Below are 20659 nucleotides of genomic sequence, written 5' to 3' on the forward strand. Positions count from 1 at the left end.
ATTTATTTTTTAATCGCGCCATTCGCGTCAAACAGCGTATCCCACCGGCGGATCTCGCCCGTTTCAAAGACGACACAGCCTTTCATCATCTGGCGGAAATAGCGTACCGAGGCTTCGTTATTGCCGGGGATGAAATTCGCGTAGTCGCGTGCCGTGGCCTGCGCGCGCAGTTTGACAATATAAGCCGGGCAGATGAGATTGACACTGCCGGTGGAAAACAGATTTACGCCGCGGATAAAAAAGGCTTTTTCATCGCGGCCCGGCATTTCCTGCGTCTGCCAGACGGTTTGCGGAAACAGCGCTGGTGAGAATTTTTCGTCATCGACCCGGTAGTAATGCGGCTGCGTATCAACCAGACCAATCGAGACCAGCGAGCCAAAAACAAGCGTACTCCAGAGGGTCGGAAAAAGCAGAACGATAAAGACGACGGCAATAAAGGCCGTCACAAAAAAGTTTTTAATAGCCCCGCTGTTATTTTGAGCGTCACTTTTTTGCGAGTAATGCACGATAGCAGGCAAAAATGCCAGTAAGGAGAACAGGCTGATAAACACCCATGCGAATACCACAGCCCATGAACCTTCACCGCGGCTGGAGTGAATAAGAAAGCCCGCAGGTATCGATATGGATAATCCTGGTAACAGGATAAAAAACGTATTGGCGATCAAGACTCCCGTCCACATTAAAACCAGCCATACTCGTTGCCATTTGCCAGGTTTCAGGGGGCGAAGAAGAAAACCGAAGTTAAAACAGATAACCAGTAAGGTTGCGAAGAGGGCAGTAATGAGCAGTATTTTTTCAACGCTAAAGACATAGTCCCCCGTCAGTTTTTTCACAAGCGTTGTGTGCGGCAGAAAGACAAGCGTCAGATAAAAAAACGAGACAGAAAAGCAGATCCACGGCAATCCTTTATTAAAATAACGCTCAGGATCGCCAGGATTAATTTCGCGGTGTGCCAGTAAAATCGCACTGGGCAGCACCAGCGTAAGTGCCGTCGCCAGTGAAAACACGGCAGCGGAGATCAGAAGCGAGACCAGACCGATATTAAAAGAAAACGCCCCCATCAGAAGATCGAGCCGTCCAATACTCGTCAGATAACTCCAGATAATCGCACCAGATAACAGGGTTGAATAAGGTAATAACGCGACGAAATATTTCCCGACTCGCTTTGCCAGTGATTTTAACTTGTCACTCTCCGTGCTCATCTCTGCGTTCCTTCACTAACCGTATCGTTAGCAGGCAATATACCGGAAAACATCGTCATGCATGTGCATAGTGATTTATCATTGTGCATGTCTTAAACAGTAAAGGCGCCCAGGCAGGCGCCTTTATTTATGACTGCAAAATGACTACACGCGATGCCGGGTTATCAGAAATTCCAGCTAAAGCCCGCGTTGACGCTGTTGTCCTGATAGTTATCGGAAATCAGCCCGCTGTAGCCGAGCGACAGATGCGCGTTGCGGTTCACCGCGACTTCCGCGCTCGCTTTCAGCACCGTGCCGTCGCGTGAGGCTGACACGCTGTTGGTGACAAACGGCGTGCTGCTGCCCCGGAATTTCAGGCCGGTGGCGCGATCGAGCTCGCCATACTGATGCTGCCAGCCCACTTCGCCGCGCAGCGCCACGGTCGTTTCCGCGGTAGCGTCCCACTCAAGCCCGGAGCGCAGACCCAGCGTGGAGAACGTGGCGTCGGTATGCTGCTTGTCGCCATGCAGCGCCGTCGCACCGCCCTGCTCGTTAATGCGGTTGTTCTCAAAGTTCACGTAAGAGACATTCGCAAACGGCTCGACGTTCACCATCCCCGCCGCCAGCTGATAACCCGCTTCGGCGAAGAACTGCTCGGTACGCGCGTTATATTTCGCATCAGCTCGGTCAGACTGCGAACCAAAGCGGACGGAACGGCTGGTGTCAAAACGGTGCCAGGTGTAGCCCGCGCCTGCACGCAGCGCCAGCTCGCCGAGCTGTTTGCCGCCGTAGACCGCCAGATGGTAGTTGTCGCTGTCCGCACTGGAGCCATAACCACCGTCAAGCGACGTGCGGGTGTAGCCGGTCGCCACGCCCATGCGCCAGTCGTCGGCATAAGCGGAATCGAGCCCCAGCAGCACGCCGTAGGTCGAGGCCTGATAGCCCGTCGCGTTTTGATCGCCAGAGGCGTGATCCCATGCGCCTAACAGCTTCGCCCACGCGCCGCCATCATCGGCAGCCACTGGCGAAACGCTGGTCAGCCCTTCTGCCTGACGCAGACGCTCGTTCAGCGTATCGCGCAGGTAGCGGCTGTCGTTGATCTGCGCCGAGGCGATATCCGCGTGGATCTGCCCGCCCAGCTGGCGGAACGCCTGACGCGCCTGCGCTACCGAACCGGTCGAAAGCAGGCTCTCATACAGCGGGTTGCCCGCGCCGAGCGTTTCCAGCGCGCCAGCGACCGCACGGCCATTGGCGGTATCCGCGATGCTCGCGAACGTGGTGTCGTTACGCGCCACATCCAGCGTCACCTGGCCACCCGTATAGCCAAGCGAAGTACCGAGGAACAGATAATCCGGCGCCACGCTGTCGAACTGGCCGGTAATGCCGTCCGCCGCCGACAGGATGTTGTACTGCTGGCCGAGCAGGCTGCGCACTTCCGCCTGGCTTAGCAGATTGCTACTGTTCTCAAGCGATACCGCGACTTCACCGCCGTTCAGCGCAATTGCGCCCGTGGCGTTAATCACATCGCTGCGCCCGTCCGGCGACACTTCCACCGCGTAGCGCGAGCCTGGCTGGAACGTCACGTCGCCATTCACATTCAGCGTGCCGATGGAGTTACCCGGTGCAACCGTACCGCCGCGCGCCGCCGTCAGCGAGCCGACCGTACCGTTACCCGCCAGCACGCCCTGCTGCTGCACGGTGACGTCAGAGGTTACGGAGCCGTTAACCACCAGCAGGCCGTCGTTGACCAGCGTCGGGCCGGAATAGGTGCTGGTGCCGGTGAGCCACAGCGCGCCCGCGCCCTGTTTGGTCAGGCCGCCGTGGCCGGAGATATCGTTCGACCAGACATCCATCGCGCACTGAATATCGCTGCAGGTGCGCGCCAGTTTGGTACCTGCTTCGACTTCCTCGCCAATGCCCGGAATATCGGCGATAAATTGCGAGGATCCGTAGGCAACGCCATCCGGGTCCGGCACGCGGAATTCTTCAGGAATATCTTCCACGGTGTAGAACATGCCCGGCCCGTGGATCGCCTTGCTGAGATCGATCATCCCCCAGCCGTAAAGCGCATCGATGCCCGGATCGCCCATATCCACGGTCGTGGTTTTCAGCACCTGGGCTATCTGCTCGCCCGTCATGTACGGGAAGCGCTCCATCAGCACCGCCACGCTGCCCGCCACGTGCGGGGCGGCCATGGAGGTGCCGCTGTAGTTGGCGTAATCGGTGGTCAGCGTCTCCAGGCTGTTGCCCTCAATCACCGAGCTGTAAATCCGGCTGCCCGGTGCCGAAACGCAGAAACTTGCGGTGTAGCCACAGCGGGAGGAGAACGTACTGATGGTGTACGGCACGCTGTTGGCAGAGGCCGGATCTTTCATCACGCTCGCGACAGAGAGCCAGTTCGGCGCGATATCCGGCACAAAGTAAGCGAGGCCCGCCATCGCGTCCGGGTTGTTGAGGTTGTAGTCGTTACCGGCGGCGAAAATGGTGACGATGCCGCTGCGGGCCGCGTCGATAGCGCCCTGATACGCGCCGCCCGGTTTGGTGCCGAGGATCTGTTTGATCTGATCGAACTGCGCCTGGGCGTCAGACACGGTGAAGTGCGGATAGGCCGGATCTTTCCCGCCCTGATCGAATTTCTCGGTGATGCCGATGCCCCAGCTGTTGTTAATAATGCGCGCGCCGCTGTCCATCAGCGCATGCCAGCCCGCCTCATACACCGCGCCGTCGTTGCCGAGAATAATCCCGTCTTCCGGGCCAGGGTCGCCGTTTTCAGCGCTGATAATTTGGGCGTTAAACGCCACGCCGTGCATCGGCCCGCCATCGCGGCTGCCCGCCGCAATACCGCCAACGTGCGTGCCGTGTGCGCCCAGCTCGCCATCGGAATCCACAGACGGCGTACCGTCATAGCGGAAAGGGTCGCCTTTTTTCACCGGAATATACGGGTCGGTATATTCGCGGATCCCTTCGGTGACGAGGTTAATGACTTTATCGGTGCCGGAGAATTCCGGGTGCTTTGCATAAACCGGCTGATCGAAAATACCGAGCTTAATGCCTTTACCGGTATATCCCGCCGCGTAGGCTTCATCGGCGTGAATAGCGCCAAGCCCCCACTCCGCATTAAATTCGCTGCTGCGCCAGCTGGCGGCATCGCCCGCTTTGCCCTGCTCAATATAATTACTCGCCGCCGCCTGCCCGATACCGGCCAGACCTAACGCTATCGCCACCGCGCTCATGCGAATACGACGCCCGCCCCGCACAGGCGAATATCCCGCCTGAACAGGTTCTGCTGCTCTGCTTCTGTTAATCATCCCAGAGACCGTCCATTGATTGTGAGTTTGCAAGGGGCCAGACGCGCCAGCCCTTATTGTCATAGGTATTGCGCGCGGCCACGGCGGCCGCTGCGAATATCAATGTTAAGCAGAATTTATTTATTTGCGCCAGTGCCAATAAAGAGGGTCAAAATTTAAAAAGGTGAGCTACGTCATACTATTTTTCTATCGGTTTTGTGGTTTCAGACCGTTAAAAAAGCGCGATGCGCATCAACTTACCAAATATCGGCAAGTTTTGCCGCTTCGCTTATTTCTCGGGTTTCCAGAAACCCATGTAAAATTAACCGATTACCAGAAATGAACTATAAGCAGATAAATAGTATTTTGATGAAAATATAAACACCTAAAACTACCAGACATAATATTTACGACGCATTTCTTAATTATGCATAAATAAAAATCAAAAAAGCCTATGGCGCATTTTCAGCGTTTTAGGATGTTTCTTAAAAAAGAGTGAAAAATAACCACCTTGTATTTATTCATATTAATGCCAGCCGTAAGCAATAAAAAAGCGCCCGCAGGCGCTAATGAAATGAAGAGATCGTGACCGGCACTGCCGGGCAGAGATCCTTTTACGCATAATGCAGCGTTTCCGGCTCCCGGCGCAGAATCACCTTGCCGTGGCGCACGGAATAACGCGCCTTCGCCTGGCGACGCACCACTTCGTAATCATCCGGCGCGTCGAGCACCACCAGATTCGCCGGACGCCCTTCATTTAGCCCGTAGTTATCGCCGAGGTTCATGGCACGCGCGCTGTTATCGGTGACAAAATCCAGGCTGCGCTTGAGATCCTCATAGCCCATCATGTGACAGATATGCAGCCCGGCGTCGAGCACGCGCAGAATGTTGCCGTTGCCAAGCGGATACCACGGATCTTTAATCGAATCCTGCCCGAAGCAGACGTTCAGGCCAGCGCGATCCAGCTCCGCCACGCGCGTCACGCCGCGACGCTTCGGCCAGGTATCGAAACGCCCCTGCAGATGAATGCTTTCCGTCGGGCAGGAGACGAAGCTTAAGCCAGCGCGTTTGAGCAGACGGAACAGCTTTGAGCAGTAGGCGTTATCATAAGAGCCCATCGCCACCGTGTGGCTCGCCGTCACCCGCGCGCCCATGCCGCGCACGCGCGTCTCCTCCGCCAGCACTTCCAGAAAGCGCGACTGCGCGTCGTCGGTTTCATCGCAATGCACGTCCACAAGGCAGCCGGTGCGCTCGGCCAGCTCCATCAGGAATTTCACCGAGCTGACGCCCTGCTCGCGGGTGTTCTCAAAATGCGGAATGCCGCCGACCACATCCGCGCCCATCTCCACCGCCTGCTCCATCAGCGCCCTGCCCTGCGGGAAGGACTCAATGCCCTCCTGCGGGAACGCGACGATTTGCAGATCGATAAGATGGCGCGCCTCGTCTTTCACTTCCAGCATCGCTTTCAGCGCGGCGAGCGTCGGGTCGGTCACATCCACATGGGTGCGCACGTGCTGAATGCCGTGGTCGCGCAGCATGCCGATGGTCGCGTGCGCGCGGCGTTTGGTATCCTCATGGGTGATGGTGGCTTTGCGCTGGCCCCAGCGCTCAATGCCTTCAAACAGCGTGCCGCTCATGTTCCACGCAGGCTCGCCCGCCGTCAGGGTGGCGTCCAGATGAATATGCGGCTCCACCAGCGGCGGAATAACCAGCCCGCCCTGCGCGTCCAGGTCGCCTTCATGAGGTGCCAGCATCGCCGCCTGCGGCGTAATGGCTTTAATGATCCCGTCATCCAGCACGAGCGTGAACCAGCCTTCGCGGCGGCGTAAACGGGCATTAACGATATTCATAACGGCTCCTTTGAGTAAGACGGTGAGTGTGGCTCACGGCTGCGGCTGTGCCAGCGCGCGACGCTGTTCCCGCCCGCGCGCCAGGCGCACAAACAGAAGATAGCTCGCCGCCGACACCGCGATGCCCACCAGCGGGGCCACCCACGGTGAAAAGTACGCGGTCAGCGCGCCGAGCGAATAAGCGGCAAGCCCGGCATAGTTAAAGCGCGGCAGGCGGGCCTCGCTGAGCGCCGGGTAACGCCCGCGGCGGTGAAACACATAGTCGGCGATAATCACCCCGCCGACCGGCGGAATAATGCTGCCGAGCAGCACCAGAAACGGGATCAGCAGCTCATACATCCCGCCGATAGCCAGCAAAATGCCGATGCCCGCGCTCGCGACGGTGAGCGTGCGGCGACGCTCGCTGCGCAGTAAATGGCAGGCGGCAGCAGAAACGTTATAAATCGTCGGCCCCTGAATGGTCCACAGATTCAGACACAACATGATAACCGCCGCCACCGACAGCCCCTGCAGCGTCATGACCGCCACGATATCCGCCTGCTGATAGACCACCGCGCACCACGCCCCGGCCACCACCATCAACCCGTTGCCGATGAGAAAGCTAATCAGGCTGCCGGTAATGGCGGTGCCGCTGCTGCGCGCCATGCGCGTCCAGTTGGTGGCCTGGGTCGCGCCGCTCGCAAACGTGCCGAACACCATGGTGATAGCCGCAGACCAGCCCAGGGTTTCGGTGGGTTCAATGCGCTGCATCGCCTGCCAGCCGCCCGCGTGGCGGGTCGCAATCCACATTGAGGCCACCAGCAGAATAAACATCAGCGGCACCGAAACGCGCGAGAGCAGATCCAGCCCGCGATAGCCCACCAGCGCCGTGACGCAAAACGCGAGGCCGAAGAACACCATCAGCGGCGTGGTGAGCCATTCCGGCAGCGCCAGTAATTTAACGAGCGTGATGGCGACCGTGGCGGTGCCCCACGCGTACCAGCCCAGCTCCGCGAAGCCGAGCAGGAAATCGGAGAGCTTGCTGCCCTTCTCACCAAAACAGAAGCGGCCCATCAGCACCGTGTTAAGCCCGCTGCGGGCGGCTATCCAGGCAAGCGCCGCCGCATAGAGCGCCAGCAACAGGTTGCCGATAGTGGCTATCCAGAGCATCTCGACAATCGGAAACGCGACGCCGAGCTTGCCGCCTGCGAACATCGTGCCGGTGAAAAAGGTAAAGCTGAACAGCACCATAGAAATGGAGAGCAGGCCTTTGCGCCCGGCGGCGGGTGCCTCGCTTAACGGGAATTCGGTGTTGGCTGACATAACGGCTCCTCTGCGAAAGATAAAACGCGGGTGGACACAGATTCAGCAAGTTATGTGCCAGGAATCGGCGGGCGAAATGACGGATATATCCGGCATCAGCAGAGAAATAACGCCCTGCGATTGTGCAACGCGGCGCGGTTTGCACTGTTGGCGGGAAGTCGTGCGGGAGCGAAAACAGACGCGCGCCGCCCTGAACGGCGGCGCGCGTTATAACGGATTGCGGGGATCAGTCGAGATCGGCGCCGTTGCTGGCGATCACTTTTTTATACCACCAGAACGATTTCTTACGCTTACGCTCCAGCGTGCCGCGACCCTGGTCGTCGCGATCCACCCAGACGAAGCCGTAGCGCTTGCTCATCTCGCCGGTGGAGGCCGACACCAGATCGATGCAACCCCAGGTGGTGTAACCCATCACCGGAATGCCGTCTTCGATGGCTTCGCGCATCGCGCGGATATGCTCGCGCAGATAACTGATGCGGTAGTCATCTTCGATTTCGCCGTTTTCATTAAACGCGTCTTTCGCGCCGAGGCCGTTCTCCACCAGGAACAGCGGTTTCTGGTAGCGGTCATACATCATGTTCATGGTGATGCGCAGCCCGAGAGGATCGATTCCCCAGCCCCATTCGCTCGCCTCGATATACGGGTTTTTGAGCGATTTCACGATGTTCGCCGCACTCGTCACCTGGCTGTTCATGTCCGCCGAGGCGCAGCGCGAGGCGTAGTAGCTAAAAGAGACGAAATCGACGGTATCTTTAAGGATCTCATCATCTTCCGGCGCTTTTTCAATCACGATGCCTTTTTCACGGAACAGGCGCTGCGTATAGGCCGGGTATGCCCCACGCGCCTGCACGTCGATGAAAAACAGGTTTTCGCGGTCTTTCTCCAGCGCCGCCCAGACATCTTCCGGCTTGCAGGAGTAAGGGTAGAAGTTACCGCCCGCCAGCATACAGCCCACCTGGTTTTGCGGGTTCACTTCATGCGCGATACGGGTGGCGATAGCGCTGGCGATAAGCTCGTGGTGCGCGGCCTGGTATTTCACCTGCTCATGGTTTTCGCCCGGCTCAAACGCCAGGCCCGCGCCGGAGAACGGGCTGTGCAGCAGAATGTTGATTTCGTTGAACGTGAGCCAGTATTTCACCAGCCCGTCGAACGCTTCAAAACAGGTGCGCGCGTAGCGGGTGAAAAACTCCACCATTTTACGGCTGCGCCACGAGCCATATTCGGTCACCAGGTGCATCGGCACGTCGAAGTGGCACAACGTCACCAGCGGCTCGATGTTGTATTTTTTGCACTCGCTGAACAGCGCGCGGTAAAACGCGATGCCCTCTTCGTTCGGCGTGAGCTCATCGCCGTTCGGGTAGAGGCGGCTCCAGGCGATCGACGTGCGAAACACCGTAAAGCCCATCTCGGCCATCAGCGCGATATCTTCTTTATAGCGGTGATAAAAATCGATAGCCTCGTGGCTTGGGTAAAATTCATCGTCGCGCCAGCCGGTGCGCTTATCGAGCCCAAGCTTTACCGCCAGACGATTCGGGCCGTGCGGCAGCATATCGACCGTGGCTGGCCCTTTGCCGCCCTCGCGCCACGCGCCTTCCGCCTGGTTTGCCGCAATCGCGCCGCCCCATAAAAATCCTTCTGGAAAAGTGTTGTTATCCATACGTGTCCTCTGATTAATTCGGTTTTACTGCGGGCGCCTGCGCGGTGAAAGCCGCAGGCTGCGGGTTATCGCGGGCGGGTTCGGGCGTTTCGACGGGAATATCCTCAAAGCCCAGCACCAGCGTCAGGATAAACGACAGCACCACCGCCAGCGCCATCACCCCAAAGACCCAGACAATCGTCATCGGGTTGGCCGGATCGAAAAACTGCACGCTGGTAAACAGCCCCGGCGCGGCCATCGAGTGGCTCGCAAGCCCGGCCAGGCCCGCCACCGCGCCGCAGACGAAGCCGCTAATCAGGCTCGCCACCAGCGGGCGCTTCAGCCGCACCGCCACGCCGTACAGCGCAGGCTCTGAAATGCCTGCCACAATCGCGGATGCCGCCGCGGCCAGCGCCGTCTGGCGCAGTTCCGGGTTGCGGGTGCGCCACGCGACCGCCAGCGACGACCCGCCGAGCGACAGGTTGGCCCCGATCTCCGACGGCATCACCATGCCCTCTTTGCCGGTTTCGGCGATGGTCTGGATGATGGTTGGCGTAAACACGCGGTGCATTCCGGTAATGACTAACAGCGGCCAGAGCGCGCCCATAATCGCTACCGACAGCCAGCCCAGATAGCTGTGGATGGTGTACACCACCGACGAAATGCCGCTGCCAATCCAGATACCAATCGGGCCAATCAGCATGATGGCGATGGGCGCGGCGATCAGCACAATCAGCATCGGTTTCAGGAAGTTCTTGGTCACCGCTGGCGTGATTTTGTCCACCCAGCGTTCAATATAGGAGAGTATCCAGGTCATGCAGAGCGCCGGGATCACGGTATAGGTATATTTTACTGCTGTGACCGGAATACCAATGAAATCCACCGGTTGCCCTTGCGCGGCTTTGGCCATCAGGTCAACGAAGTTCGGGTGCACCAGCACGCCCGCAATGGCTATCGCCAGCGACATATTGGTTTTGAATTTCAACGCGGCCGAGGCGGCCACCATGATCGGCAGGAAGAAAAACGCACCGTCGCCAATCACGTTGAGAAGGGTGAGCGTCGGCGCGCCTTTCTCATAAACGCCCGACATCTCCAGCACCATCGCCAGCAGTTTGACCATCGAACCGCCGATAATCGCCGGGATCAGCGGCGACATGGTGCCAATTAGCGCATCGAGAATGCCCGCGCCGATGCGCCGCAGAGTGATTTTGTCGTTGCGCGGCAGCGCGCGTTCCACCCGCGCGCCTTCCGGCAGCAGTTTCAGGACTTCGGCATACGCCTGCGACACCGTGTTGCCGATGATGACCTGGCACTGGTTCTCATTGCGTACCACGCCGAGCACGCCGGGAATGGCCTTAAGGCGCGTCGCGTCCACGGCGCTGTCATCGTTCAGTACAAAGCGCAGGCGCGTCATGCAGTGTGTGACCGCCGCCACGTTACCGCCACCGCCAATCGCCTCGACGACCGCGCCCGCCAGCGCTACGTAATTCTTTGACATGATGGTGAACTCTCTCGTTATCACACGCCGTGGCACCAGAGCCGCCCCTGCGCGTTTATTATTTTAAATTCAGGTACTTGCCATGCGTTACGGCGCTAAACGCCGCGTCGCGCTGACAGGATGATGTAATAGGTAACCGGTTCCACATTAGAGTGGTTGTGGTCATAAAACAGATCAACTGAAATTTAATCGGGCTTTAAAATCTGTGATGCGGATCGCCATCAGGTGCGCGTAAGCGTGCGCGATCTCCTGCCGCCTTACCGGGAAATGTGTAGAATGTGCGGCAATTAAGCCGAGCCGGAGGGATAACATGTCGACAATGCAGGAAGTGGCCAAAAAAGCGGGCGTCTCTAAGGCCACCGTGTCTCGCGTGCTCTCCGGCAAAGGGTATGTGAGCGAAGAGACGCGCAAGCAGGTGTTCGAAGCTATCGACGCGACCGGCTACCGCCCCAATCTGCTGGCGCGCAATCTCGCGACCAACACCTCCCAGTGCATCGGGATGGTGGTCACCAACACGCTCTACAGCGGCAGCTACTTCAGCGAAATCCTCTCGCGCGCGGCGAAAAAGCTGGAAGAAAATGGCCGCCAGTTGATTCTGGTGGACGGTAAACACAGCGCCCGCGAAGAGCGCGAGGCGATTGAATTTCTGCTCGATTTACGCTGCGACGCCATCATCCTCTATCCGCGTTTTCTCGGCGTTGACGAGATTGACGAGATCATCAGCCAGACCCGCCAGCCGGTGATGGTGGTGAACCGCAAGCTGCGTAAACACCAGAGCCACTGCGTTTGCTGCGACCATAAAACCGCGAGCTTTAACGCCACCCGCGCGCTGCTGGAGCGCGGGCATCGCGACATCGCTTTTATCACCGGATCGCCCGATTCCCCTACCGCGCTGGAGCGTCTGGCAGGCTACAAAGAGGCGCTGCGCCAGCACGGCATTACGCCTGCGGCGTCGCTGATTGTGGAAGGCAAATGGACACCCGCAAGCGGCGCGCAGGCGGTAAACACGCTGCTGGAAAGCGGCACCTCATTCAGCGGGCTTATCGCCAGTAACGACGATATGGCGGTCGGCGCGCTGAAAGCGCTGACGGACGCAGGCATTCCGGTGCCGCAGCGGGTGTCGCTGATAGGCTTTGACAACAGCCCCACCGCGCCCTTTCTAAGCCCGGCGCTCGCCAGCGTGAAAGACCCTGTCACGGATATGGTGCATGACACGATAAACCGCCTGATCGCGATGCTCGACGGCGGCTATCTCTCGCGCGATAACCTGTTCGTTTCAGAGCTTATCCTGCGCGATTCGGTGGGGAATGGGCCTTACTGTGCCCGCTCGTAAGTGGCGCTGATTTTTAACGGGAAAGTCTCCGCCGTCGCGAAATGTGCGGCGAATAAGCGCAGCGGACCGCCTTTAAGGCTCTGGAAATAGTAGTACGCCGAATAGCGGTTGCCGGGGCGGTAACTGAATCCCAAATCGGGTAAACATTGCCCGCGCGCCACGTGGCGTTTCGCCTCGGGCAACTGCGATTCCATTAAGGACTCTCCCCTCTCGCTGTATATCTCAACCGAACGGATGACCTCATCAGGTTGATTCGCCACCAGCAAACAGACCGTATCGCCGCGCGCCATTACCGCGGCGGGCTCTTCAAGAGATATCTTGTCCGCACCGGACGGACACCCCGTCAGTAAACCGGTTAGCATCACGACAAGCAGGCGTTTCATCTTCCCTTTCCTTTCGCATTCCCAGGTATGCGAGAGTATCGCGTTGCTTGCGGGCGCGCCTGTCGACGCGCCGAAAAATGACCGTTTTCAGATTTGCACAAGACGCCCTACGGCTCGCTTTTCACCACGTAACGCGTAGCGGGAAAGCGGTTCAAAATCAGGTGCACTAAAAACACCATTGTCAGCGTGATAAGCAGCGACACGGTGACGGAGCTGATGCGGTAGAGATCGCTGAAAACCAGATCGGTGTCGGGGTGAAGGTTCTGCCCGAACATGATGCCGAGCGTGGTGATACTGGCGAACCCGACGCCCGCGCCGACCTTTTCCATCACGTGCAGGCGGGCGCTGAAGGCGAAACCGAGCGCGATAAGCGGCATCATCAGCACCATATGGCTGCTGTGATCGTAGAGCACCAGCTGCACCAGCAGCACATAGAGACAGCCAATCACCACGCCCACCACGCGCCACAGCGAACTTAACACCGCGCCGCGATAGTGCATGGGAAAGAGGATCAGGATGCCCGCCATCAGCGCCGAGAGCGAATCGCTTAAATCCGCCATCTGAAACACCACGAAATTCAGCGTCGCGACCGTGCCGGAGAGCAAATATTCATGGCGCACCCGCGCGGCGTCTTTTTCAATCAGCGGCGGCGGCTTGCGCGGTTCGACATCCGGCAACAGATAGTGCATCAGCGCGCTTAAGCCCACGGCCATCACGCTCGCTTCCATGTTGGAAAAGAGCAGCGTGTGCCAGTCGCTGGTCGGGTAGCTCATAAAGTTGAGCATCACGCTCTGGCAGACGACGCCCATCGAGCCGAAGAGAAACAGCGGGCCTTTGCTCATAAAGCGAAAACGCATGACGTAGAGCGCAAACACCACGCCGGTCATGATCACCGGCCATTGCGACAGATAACCGACAATAATCACCATTTCGACGCAGTTCAGCGCGGCGCTGAAGATAAACTGCTTCGCGACGTGGCGGTTAAATACCGGCACCAGCGACAGCAGCATGATCGGATAGATAACAAAAAAGACGCCGTAGCTGGTGTTATAGAAACTCGAAATGCTGAGCGCGATAACGCCCGCCAGCATGATGCGTAGTGTCTGGCGGAAATCATTCGCCGTATAGACGATGTTGCCGTGCGGGGTAAAGACCCGCGCCAGTGTATTAATAGACATAGTTAATACACATAGTGCAGCAGGCTTATCAGGTGGATCTGTACGCCTGAGAAGAAGCGGGCGAACGGACCTTCGCTGTTATAGAGCTGCACGGTGGCGCGCGCGCCGGTCGGCAGCGTCGCAGGCAACGGCTCGTCCAGCGCCACGTGAATGCGCATACGCCGCGCGTCGCGCACCCAGCGGTTCGACTCCTCCGGCTGCGAGAGCTGGCCATTCACCGCCTGCTGGCCCGCCAGTATCCCGGCGTCGTGGCTGGTGACGTGCGCGTGGAACACCTGGCCTGGCAGCGCGTCGAACACCACCGCCGCGTCGGTGCCCGCGTGCGTGTGGCGCAGGCTCTTCTCGCGAAAATCAGCCACGATATCGGTGTGCTCGCTCACCAGCGCCAGCGCGGGCGTGCCGGCGGCGGCAAACCAGCCGGGGCTTAATTGCAGGTTGCTGACGGTGCCGTCGGCTTCGGCGCGGATCTGCGTCCAGCCGAGATTAAGCTGCGCGTCCTGTAGCGCGTTGCGGTATTTCTGTAGCGTCACGTTACGGTTGTCGTCACGCTCGCCGCGCTCGATGGTCAGTTCGTTGATTTTCGCCTCCAGCTGCGCCACCGCCTGTTCGCTGGTCTGCCAAGTGGTGCGTACCTTATCGAGATCCTGCTGCGAGACGTTTTGCATCGTGCTCAGGCGCTGGTAGCGATCAAAGGTGACTTTATCGTTGCGGGCCGTCAGGCGGGCGGTGTTGAGATTCGCCCTGGCGGCGACAATCTGCGCGTCCAGCTGCTCGTTGGCAAGCCGCGCCTGGCGCAGCGCGATTTCCGCCGCCTCGACGCGGTTGGTAAACGGCGCGGCATCCAGCTCAAACAGCAGATCGCCCTTTTTCACGTGGCTGTTGTTGGCGACATGCACCGCCGCCACGTAGCCCGACACGCGCGAGGAGACGGGCGTCACCACACGCATCACGGTGGAATCCGGCGTCAGCGGGATCCAGATATCGGCGAGAATGAAGTAAACGAACATCGCCAGGAAAGTGGCAATACTCACCCTTACCCAGCGGGCAAATTTTTGTTCCGGAGTCATCATAGTTATTGTGCGTTGTTAGCGTCTTCGTCGCGGATCGTGCGCAGATTACGCGCGATCTGGTTTAAGATGTCGCTGAAGATGTCCATATCCTGCGCGGGAATATTGTGTGACACGCGCGCCTGGTAGCGCGCAATCACCGTGTTAAGCGTGGCGAGCATCGCCCGGCCGTCGTCGGTGAGCGAAACCAGGCGAATGCGTTTGTCCCAGGGTGACGTAGTGCGCACCAGCAAACCTTTACTTTCAAGGCACGCCAGCGTGCGCATCAGCGGCGGCAGTTCAATGCCCTGCACCTGCGCCAGTTCGCTGACCGAAAGATTATCCCCCTGCTGATCGAGCTGCATCAGCACCGTCCAGCCAGACTGCGTCAGGCCGGTGTCGGTAATCGCACTATCAATAATGGCGCGCCACTGACGCACTATCATCGCCATGCGCATGCCCATCGGACGGCGGGCGAACCGTTCATCTTCAGTCACTGGAGGCTCCCTTCAGTTAGCGGGAGGGCAAATTAATACTTATCAGGGTAAGTATCAAGAAACAGGCGGCAGAAAAGCATGGATTGCGAAAGGCGCGGGCCGCGGCATAGGCTTCGCGGCCCGTGATGGTCAGGCGTGATTACTGGCTGAGACGGCTTGCGATAAGCCGCAGCTCATCGGCGATTTTGCGCATATCCGGCGTGTCGTCTTCACGCGGGCCGGTGGAGTGGCGGATCACCAGCCGCGCCGGGAGAATGGAAGAAAGCCGTGAGGCGTCGCTTTCGCTCGCTTCCAGCAACCGCCGCACCGCCTCTTTGCCCTGCATGTCGAGATCGAGCGAGACAGTGGTCAGCGCCGGATAGAAAAACGAGCTTTCGTAGGTGTCGTCATAGCCAATCACCGATTTCTGCCCCGGAATGGAGAGCTGCTGCTGATGAAACGCGCTCAGCACGCCAAGCGCCATCTGGTCGTTCGCCACCAGCGCGGCGGTGAAATGCGGCGCTTCACGCAACATTTGCAGCGCGCCCGCGTAACCGCTCTGCGCGTCCCAGTTGCCATGCAGCACCGTCACCGGCGTTAAGCCGTAGCTCTCCAGCGTCTCAAGCCAGCTTTTGAGGCGCAACCGGGCGGACACCGAGCGCTCCGGCCCCGCCAGCAGCGCGATATCGCGATGCCCGAGCTCGTATAAATACTTCACGCTCGCGCGCGTGCCGTCCGCTGGATTAAAAGAGACGTTAAACACCGAGCTGTACGGGTCTACATCAAGGAACAGGCACAGGATGTCGTCGTTATCGGCGGCGATTTTCTCCGCTTCCTGGGTCTCCAGCGGTACGTTGATGATAACCTTATCCACCAGCTGGGACTTGAGTTCGTTGATAGAATCCTGAATCCCCTGGCTGACGTTCTCATCGATCATTGAGATCAATACCTGGTAGCCATCCAGATTTGCGTAACGTTTCACCGCCGCCGCCACCTGTGACGGCGCATGGAGCGCAAGCGACGTGGTGACCAGGCCAAGCGTCATGCTCTGCTTGCCGACCAGCTGCTGCGCCAGCCGGTTAGGCACATAACGCAGATGCGCGATCGCCTCTTCCACCTTGCGGCGCGTGGCTTCAGAGACATTCGCGGACTTATTCAAAACACGAGACACCGTCTGGTAGGAAACCCCCGCATGGCGGGCGACGTCTTCCAGTGTGGCGCTTTTAGACTTCATGTTCCGGTTCCTTTTTCATGGGCTGCGCTGATTGTAACAGGCACCAGCCGGAAAAGCCTTTTCTGCCTAAATCCCCGTTATCCGCTCGCTTAACCAAGTATTACGTTCACAATACATAAAACTCGTGAGAAACATCACCGTTCGTTACAAAAATGCCTGATTTATTTGCACTGAGTCACAATTAATTAAGATCAAAATTGCCTGAAATTCTGCAAAGGCGTTTTATGGCCTCGGTTATGTGAACGTAATACAAAACAATAAAAGAGGTTACTATGAACACTACGCTACGCACAGTGGCCGTTGCGTTAGCTGCCGCGCTGACTTCACCTTGTCTGCTGGCCGCTTCATCTTCTGTACCTATTGATTTTCATGGCTATTTGCGTGGCGGCGTGGGCGTCTCGCAGGATGGTGGCCAGGAAGAGTGGCAGAAAAACAAGCTGGGGCGTCTGGGTAACGAAACCGACACCTATGGCGAAGTGGAGCTGGGCTCTGAAGTCTACAAAAAAGACGAAGTCAGCTTTTATGTCGACAGCATGGTCAGCATGGTGTCCGACGGCTCTAACGATAACGAAAGCACGCTTAACGACGATGCCCAGTTCGGCCTGCGCCAGTTAAACCTGCAAATTAAAGGGTTGATCCCGGGCGATCCGAACGCGGTTATCTGGGGCGGCAAGCGCTACTACCAGCGCCACGATCTGCACATCATCGATACCAAATACTGGAACATCTCCGGCTCTGGTGCCGGGATCGAAAACTACACCTTAGGCCCGGGCGCGATCTCCTTCGCGTGGATCCGCGGCGACGCCAACGATCTCGACTACCGCGTCGATGGCGATAACGATGTGAACATCAACTATCTGGATCTGCGTTACGCAGGCTGGAAGCCGTGGACAGGCGCCTGGACGGAATTTGGCATCGATTACGCCATGCCAAACCCAACCGACAAACAGAAAGAGTACGGCGGGCTGTATGAAGCCGACAACGGCGTGATGCTGACCGGTGAAATCAGCCAGGACATGCTCGGCGGCTATAACAAACTGGTATTGCAGTACGCCAACAAGGGCCTCGCGCAGAACATGGTGTCGCAGGGCGGCGGCTGGTATGACATGTGGAACTACGTTAACGACGCCACCGGCTATCGCGTGATCAACACCGGTCTGATTCCGATCACCGACAAGTTCTCGTTTAACCATGTGCTGACCTGGGGCTCGGCGGAAGACATCACCGCCACGACCGATAAATCGCGCCTGCTCTCGCTGGTAGGCCGTGGTCAGTACCAGTTCACGCAGTATGTGCGCCTCATCGGGGAAGTGGGCGGATTCTGGCAGAAGGACACCTATAACAACGGCACGGATTACAAGCAGAGCGGCGAAAAATACACTATCGCACTCGGCCTCGCCGATGGCCCGGAATTTATGTCACGCCCGGAACTGCGCGTGTTTGCCTCTTATCTGAACGATTCACAGAACGGTAAATCCCTGCAGGACGGCACGGCGGACGACACCTGGAACTTCGGTGTTCAGGTCGAAGCCTGGTGGTAAGAAGCAGTCCCTGGCGCTAACACGCGTCAGGCTGTGCGGGCGGCGGCCCGAAACCGCTGCCCGCAGCGTTGTCTGATGCAGACACGCAGAGTAAGCGTTGTATCTCTGAGTGATGGCACTGCCATCAAGGCGTCACTGCCGCTGATGCACCCTCGTTGCCTTTTGCGGGATAACCTTTTATGCAGGGTTATCCCGCTTTTTTATCACGCGTTTCTGAAACGCTCATCCAGCAGTTTGCGCAGCGCGTCGGATTGCTTGCCGAAAATCGCATGGACTTCCTGGCCGAGAATAATCACGCCTAATGCCCCTTCCGACTGCAACGCCTCGGTATCAACGCGGGTCAGCTCTTTGACTTTGACGCGCAGACGCGTCATGCAGGCGTCCACGCTCTCAATATTCTCCTGCCCGCCGAAATCCGCCACCAGACGCGCGATCTGCTCGCGCTCCTCTTCGGTTAACGTCTGGGTAGTGGCGGGCTGCGGGCGGGTGACGTGGTGCAGAAACGATTTCAGGCTAACCATAGCGGCTCCTTTTTCAGACCAGATAATAAAAAAGCGCCCGTTCGGGTGAACGGGCGCGCAGGGAACAACTCAGGCGAGGCGGCGGCGCAGAATGCGACAGCCCCAGGGGGCGAGCGACAGCCTGCCGCTCAGCGCGTCGCCGGTCAGCATATCGGCGCAGCCCTCCGGCAGCGTCACCGACTGCGGCGCGCCGGTGTAGTTTTCAACGAAGATAAACGCGGATTCGCCATCGTGGCGGGCATGCGCGGTGACGCCCGGCGGGAAATCCGCCGCCAGCGCGCGCGCAAGCGCCAGCTCGTTAATGATGTTGCCGAAGAAATCGCGCTGGAAGGCGAGATCGTTACGCGAGGCCACATACCAGGCTTTGCCCGCGCCAAACGCGTTCACCGTCACCGCCGCGCGTCCGGCATAGAAATCGTCGCGATAGGTGGCGAGCGCCGTCGCGCCTTCGGTGTGGATGAGATCGCACAGATGGCGCACCTGATACGGTCCCTGCAAGCCCGCCTCGTTGCCCGCGAGCCCCTGAATCAGGTTGCGTTCGCCGTCGGCAAGGCAGTCAATCTCTTCCGCCCAGATGCCCAGCAGCTTACGCAGCGGGCCGGGGAAACCGCCGAGATGGCAAAGATCGGTCTCGTTGACGATGCCGCTCCAGTAGGTGGTCACGAAGTGGCCGCCCTGTTCGACAAAGGCTTCGGCGCGCTGCGCAAACCCGTCGCGCACCATGTAGAGCATCGGCGCGATAACCAGTTTATAGCCGCTCAGATCGGCGTCGGCGTTAATGATATCGACCGCGATCCCCTGCTCCCAGAACGGCCGGTAGTGCTCGGCGACGGTCTTTTCATACTCCAGCCCCAGGTTGCGCGGCCCCTGCGCGTCATCCATCGCCCAGCGGCTTTCCCAGTCGAAAATCACCGCCACCTGCGCGTCCACGCGCGCGCCGACCACCGGATCAAGCTGGCTTAAGATATCGCCAAGCTGCGCCACTTCGCGCCCGATGCGGGTGTCGATATGACCGACGTGATCCACCACCGCGCCGTGGAATTTCTCCACCGAGCCGCGGCTCTTGCGCCACTGGAAGTACTGCACCGAATCCGCGCCGTGCGCCACCGCCTGGAGCGAAGAGAGAATATGCATGCCCGGCTTTTTCAGCTTGCTGGTGGGCTGCCAGTTGGTGGTTCCCGGCGTTGATTCCATCAGCACAAACGGTTTGCCGTGCTTTAAGGTGCGCATCAGGTCGTGGTACATCGCGGTGTAGCAGGCAAGCTCGGTTTCGTCTTTATCGCGGTGCCACATCGGGTAGCTGTCCCAGGAGATAAAGTCGAGCGGTTCGGCGAGCTGCCAGTAGTCGTAATCGTAGAAATACTCCATGAAGTTGGTGGTGGCCGGTAATTCCGGGTTCACCGCCTTCAGCGGGGCCAGTTCGTGACGGCAGAAATCAGTGACCTGCGCGGTATTAAAGCGCCGCCAGTCGAGATTCAGACCGTGAATAGAGTTTTCGCCCTGCGGCGCCGGGGATTCAATCTGCGACCAGTCGGTAAAGGTATGGCTCCAGAAGGTGCTCCACCACGCCTCGTTGAGTTTATCGAGCGTGCCGTAGCGCGCTTTCAGCCAGCCGCGGAAATTCTCCTGGCACAAATCGCAATGACACTCGCCGCCATATTCGTTGGAGATATGCCAGCCGAGCACCGCCGGATGGTGCGCGTAACGCTCCGCCAGCAGGCGATTGATGGTGGCGGTTTTGTCGCGATAGACCGGCGAACTCATGCAGTGGTTGTGGCGGCCGCCATGCAGCGCCGGAACGCGGTCGCGCCCGACGCGCAGCACCTGCGGATACTTCTGCGACATCCAGGCCGGACGCGCGCCGCTCGGCGTGGCGAGAAACACGTGAATGCCGCCCTGATACAGCTTGTCGATAATCTCGTCTAGCCACTCGAAGCGAAACACGCCCTCTTCAGGCTCCAGTTTCGCCCAGCTAAAAATGCCCACCGACATCACGTTGCATTTCGCCTGCTGCATCATGGCGATATCGCTCTCTACCGTGCCGGGGTAGTTCTCCCACTGCTCCGGGTTATAGTCCGCACCGTGCAAAAGGGCGCTGACCTTCGGACTTAAAGGCGCAAATTTGTTCATTTACAGGCTTCCTGATACGGCATACCCGTCCGGCGTCACCCGGCGGGCGCGCGGCCTGCCAGG

15 protein-coding genes are annotated in these 20659 nt (G+C 58.8%); 2 read left to right on the forward strand and 13 right to left on the reverse strand.

Features of this window, described 5'->3' with window-relative positions:
- Positions 1–2: 2 nt before the first annotated feature.
- The 6 genes from CSK29544_RS01635 to ascF form a co-directional block, all read right to left on the reverse strand.
- Entirely contained in the window at positions 3–1202 is a 1200-nt protein-coding gene (locus tag CSK29544_RS01635; RefSeq protein ID WP_029039376.1) for a hypothetical protein, read from the reverse strand.
- Between the two features lie 164 nt (positions 1203–1366).
- Positions 1367–4414, reverse strand: coding sequence for an autotransporter serine protease (locus tag CSK29544_RS01640; protein WP_007889324.1), 3048 nt, complete (start codon positions 4412–4414; stop codon positions 1367–1369).
- Positions 4415–5082: 668 nt separating this feature from the next.
- Positions 5083–6318, reverse strand: coding sequence for a cytosine deaminase (gene codA, locus CSK29544_RS01645; RefSeq protein WP_007889330.1), 1236 nt, complete (start codon positions 6316–6318; stop codon positions 5083–5085).
- A gap of 33 nt (positions 6319–6351) precedes the next feature.
- Complete coding sequence (gene codB / locus CSK29544_RS01650) at positions 6352–7620, reverse strand: cytosine permease (RefSeq protein WP_007889341.1); 1269 nt, start codon at positions 7618–7620, stop codon at positions 6352–6354.
- A 226-nt stretch (positions 7621–7846) separates the two neighbouring features.
- On the reverse strand, positions 7847–9277 hold the full coding sequence (locus tag CSK29544_RS01655) for a 6-phospho-beta-glucosidase (protein ID WP_007889342.1): 1431 nt from the start codon (positions 9275–9277) through the stop codon (positions 7847–7849).
- A gap of 13 nt (positions 9278–9290) precedes the next feature.
- The gene (gene ascF, locus CSK29544_RS01660; RefSeq protein WP_007889344.1) at positions 9291–10754 is read right to left on the reverse strand and encodes a PTS cellobiose/arbutin/salicin transporter subunit IIBC; all 1464 of its coding nucleotides are present in this window, start codon (positions 10752–10754) and stop codon (positions 9291–9293) included.
- Positions 10755–11064: 310 nt separating this feature from the next.
- Between ascF and CSK29544_RS01665 the strand changes: the two genes are divergently transcribed.
- Complete coding sequence (locus tag CSK29544_RS01665; protein WP_007889346.1) at positions 11065–12087, forward strand: LacI family DNA-binding transcriptional regulator; 1023 nt, start codon at positions 11065–11067, stop codon at positions 12085–12087.
- On the opposite strand, the gene CSK29544_RS01670 is transcribed toward CSK29544_RS01665, so the two are convergent.
- The 5 genes from CSK29544_RS01670 to CSK29544_RS01690 all read right to left on the reverse strand — a co-directional run bounded on the left by CSK29544_RS01670 (position 12069) and on the right by CSK29544_RS01690 (position 16404).
- Positions 12069–12470 carry a putative T6SS immunity periplasmic lipoprotein gene (locus CSK29544_RS01670; protein WP_007889350.1) on the reverse strand — a complete coding sequence of 134 codons (402 nt, stop codon included), beginning with the start codon at positions 12468–12470 and terminating at the stop codon, positions 12069–12071. The genes CSK29544_RS01665 and CSK29544_RS01670 overlap by 19 nt on opposite strands.
- Positions 12471–12577: 107 nt before the next feature.
- Entirely contained in the window at positions 12578–13648 is a 1071-nt protein-coding gene (locus CSK29544_RS01675; protein WP_029039378.1) for a DUF2955 domain-containing protein, read from the reverse strand.
- Positions 13649–13650: 2 nt separating this feature from the next.
- The gene (locus tag CSK29544_RS01680) at positions 13651–14718 is read right to left on the reverse strand and encodes an HlyD family secretion protein (RefSeq protein ID WP_007889362.1); all 1068 of its coding nucleotides are present in this window, start codon (positions 14716–14718) and stop codon (positions 13651–13653) included.
- Positions 14719–14720: 2 nt separating this feature from the next.
- Complete coding sequence (locus CSK29544_RS01685; RefSeq protein ID WP_007889371.1) at positions 14721–15191, reverse strand: MarR family winged helix-turn-helix transcriptional regulator; 471 nt, start codon at positions 15189–15191, stop codon at positions 14721–14723.
- 139 nt (positions 15192–15330) lie between these two features.
- Complete coding sequence (locus tag CSK29544_RS01690; RefSeq protein WP_007889375.1) at positions 15331–16404, reverse strand: LacI family DNA-binding transcriptional regulator; 1074 nt, start codon at positions 16402–16404, stop codon at positions 15331–15333.
- 272 nt (positions 16405–16676) lie between these two features.
- On the opposite strand from CSK29544_RS01690, the gene CSK29544_RS01695 reads away from it, so the two are divergent.
- Complete coding sequence (locus CSK29544_RS01695; protein ID WP_007889378.1) at positions 16677–17945, forward strand: maltoporin; 1269 nt, start codon at positions 16677–16679, stop codon at positions 17943–17945.
- A gap of 203 nt (positions 17946–18148) precedes the next feature.
- Here the strand turns inward: CSK29544_RS01695 and CSK29544_RS01700 are convergent, their stop codons facing one another.
- Both CSK29544_RS01700 and CSK29544_RS01705 read right to left on the reverse strand, forming a co-directional pair.
- On the reverse strand, positions 18149–18466 hold the full coding sequence (locus CSK29544_RS01700; protein ID WP_007780949.1) for a PTS sugar transporter subunit IIB: 318 nt from the start codon (positions 18464–18466) through the stop codon (positions 18149–18151).
- A 69-nt stretch (positions 18467–18535) separates the two neighbouring features.
- A complete protein-coding gene (locus CSK29544_RS01705; RefSeq protein WP_007889379.1) occupies positions 18536–20596 on the reverse strand; it encodes a beta-galactosidase in 2061 nt (686 codons plus the stop codon).
- Positions 20597–20659: the final 63 nt, after the last annotated feature.

It is taken from the genome of Cronobacter sakazakii (genome assembly GCF_000982825.1).
Lineage (GTDB): Bacteria > Pseudomonadota > Gammaproteobacteria > Enterobacterales > Enterobacteriaceae > Cronobacter > Cronobacter sakazakii.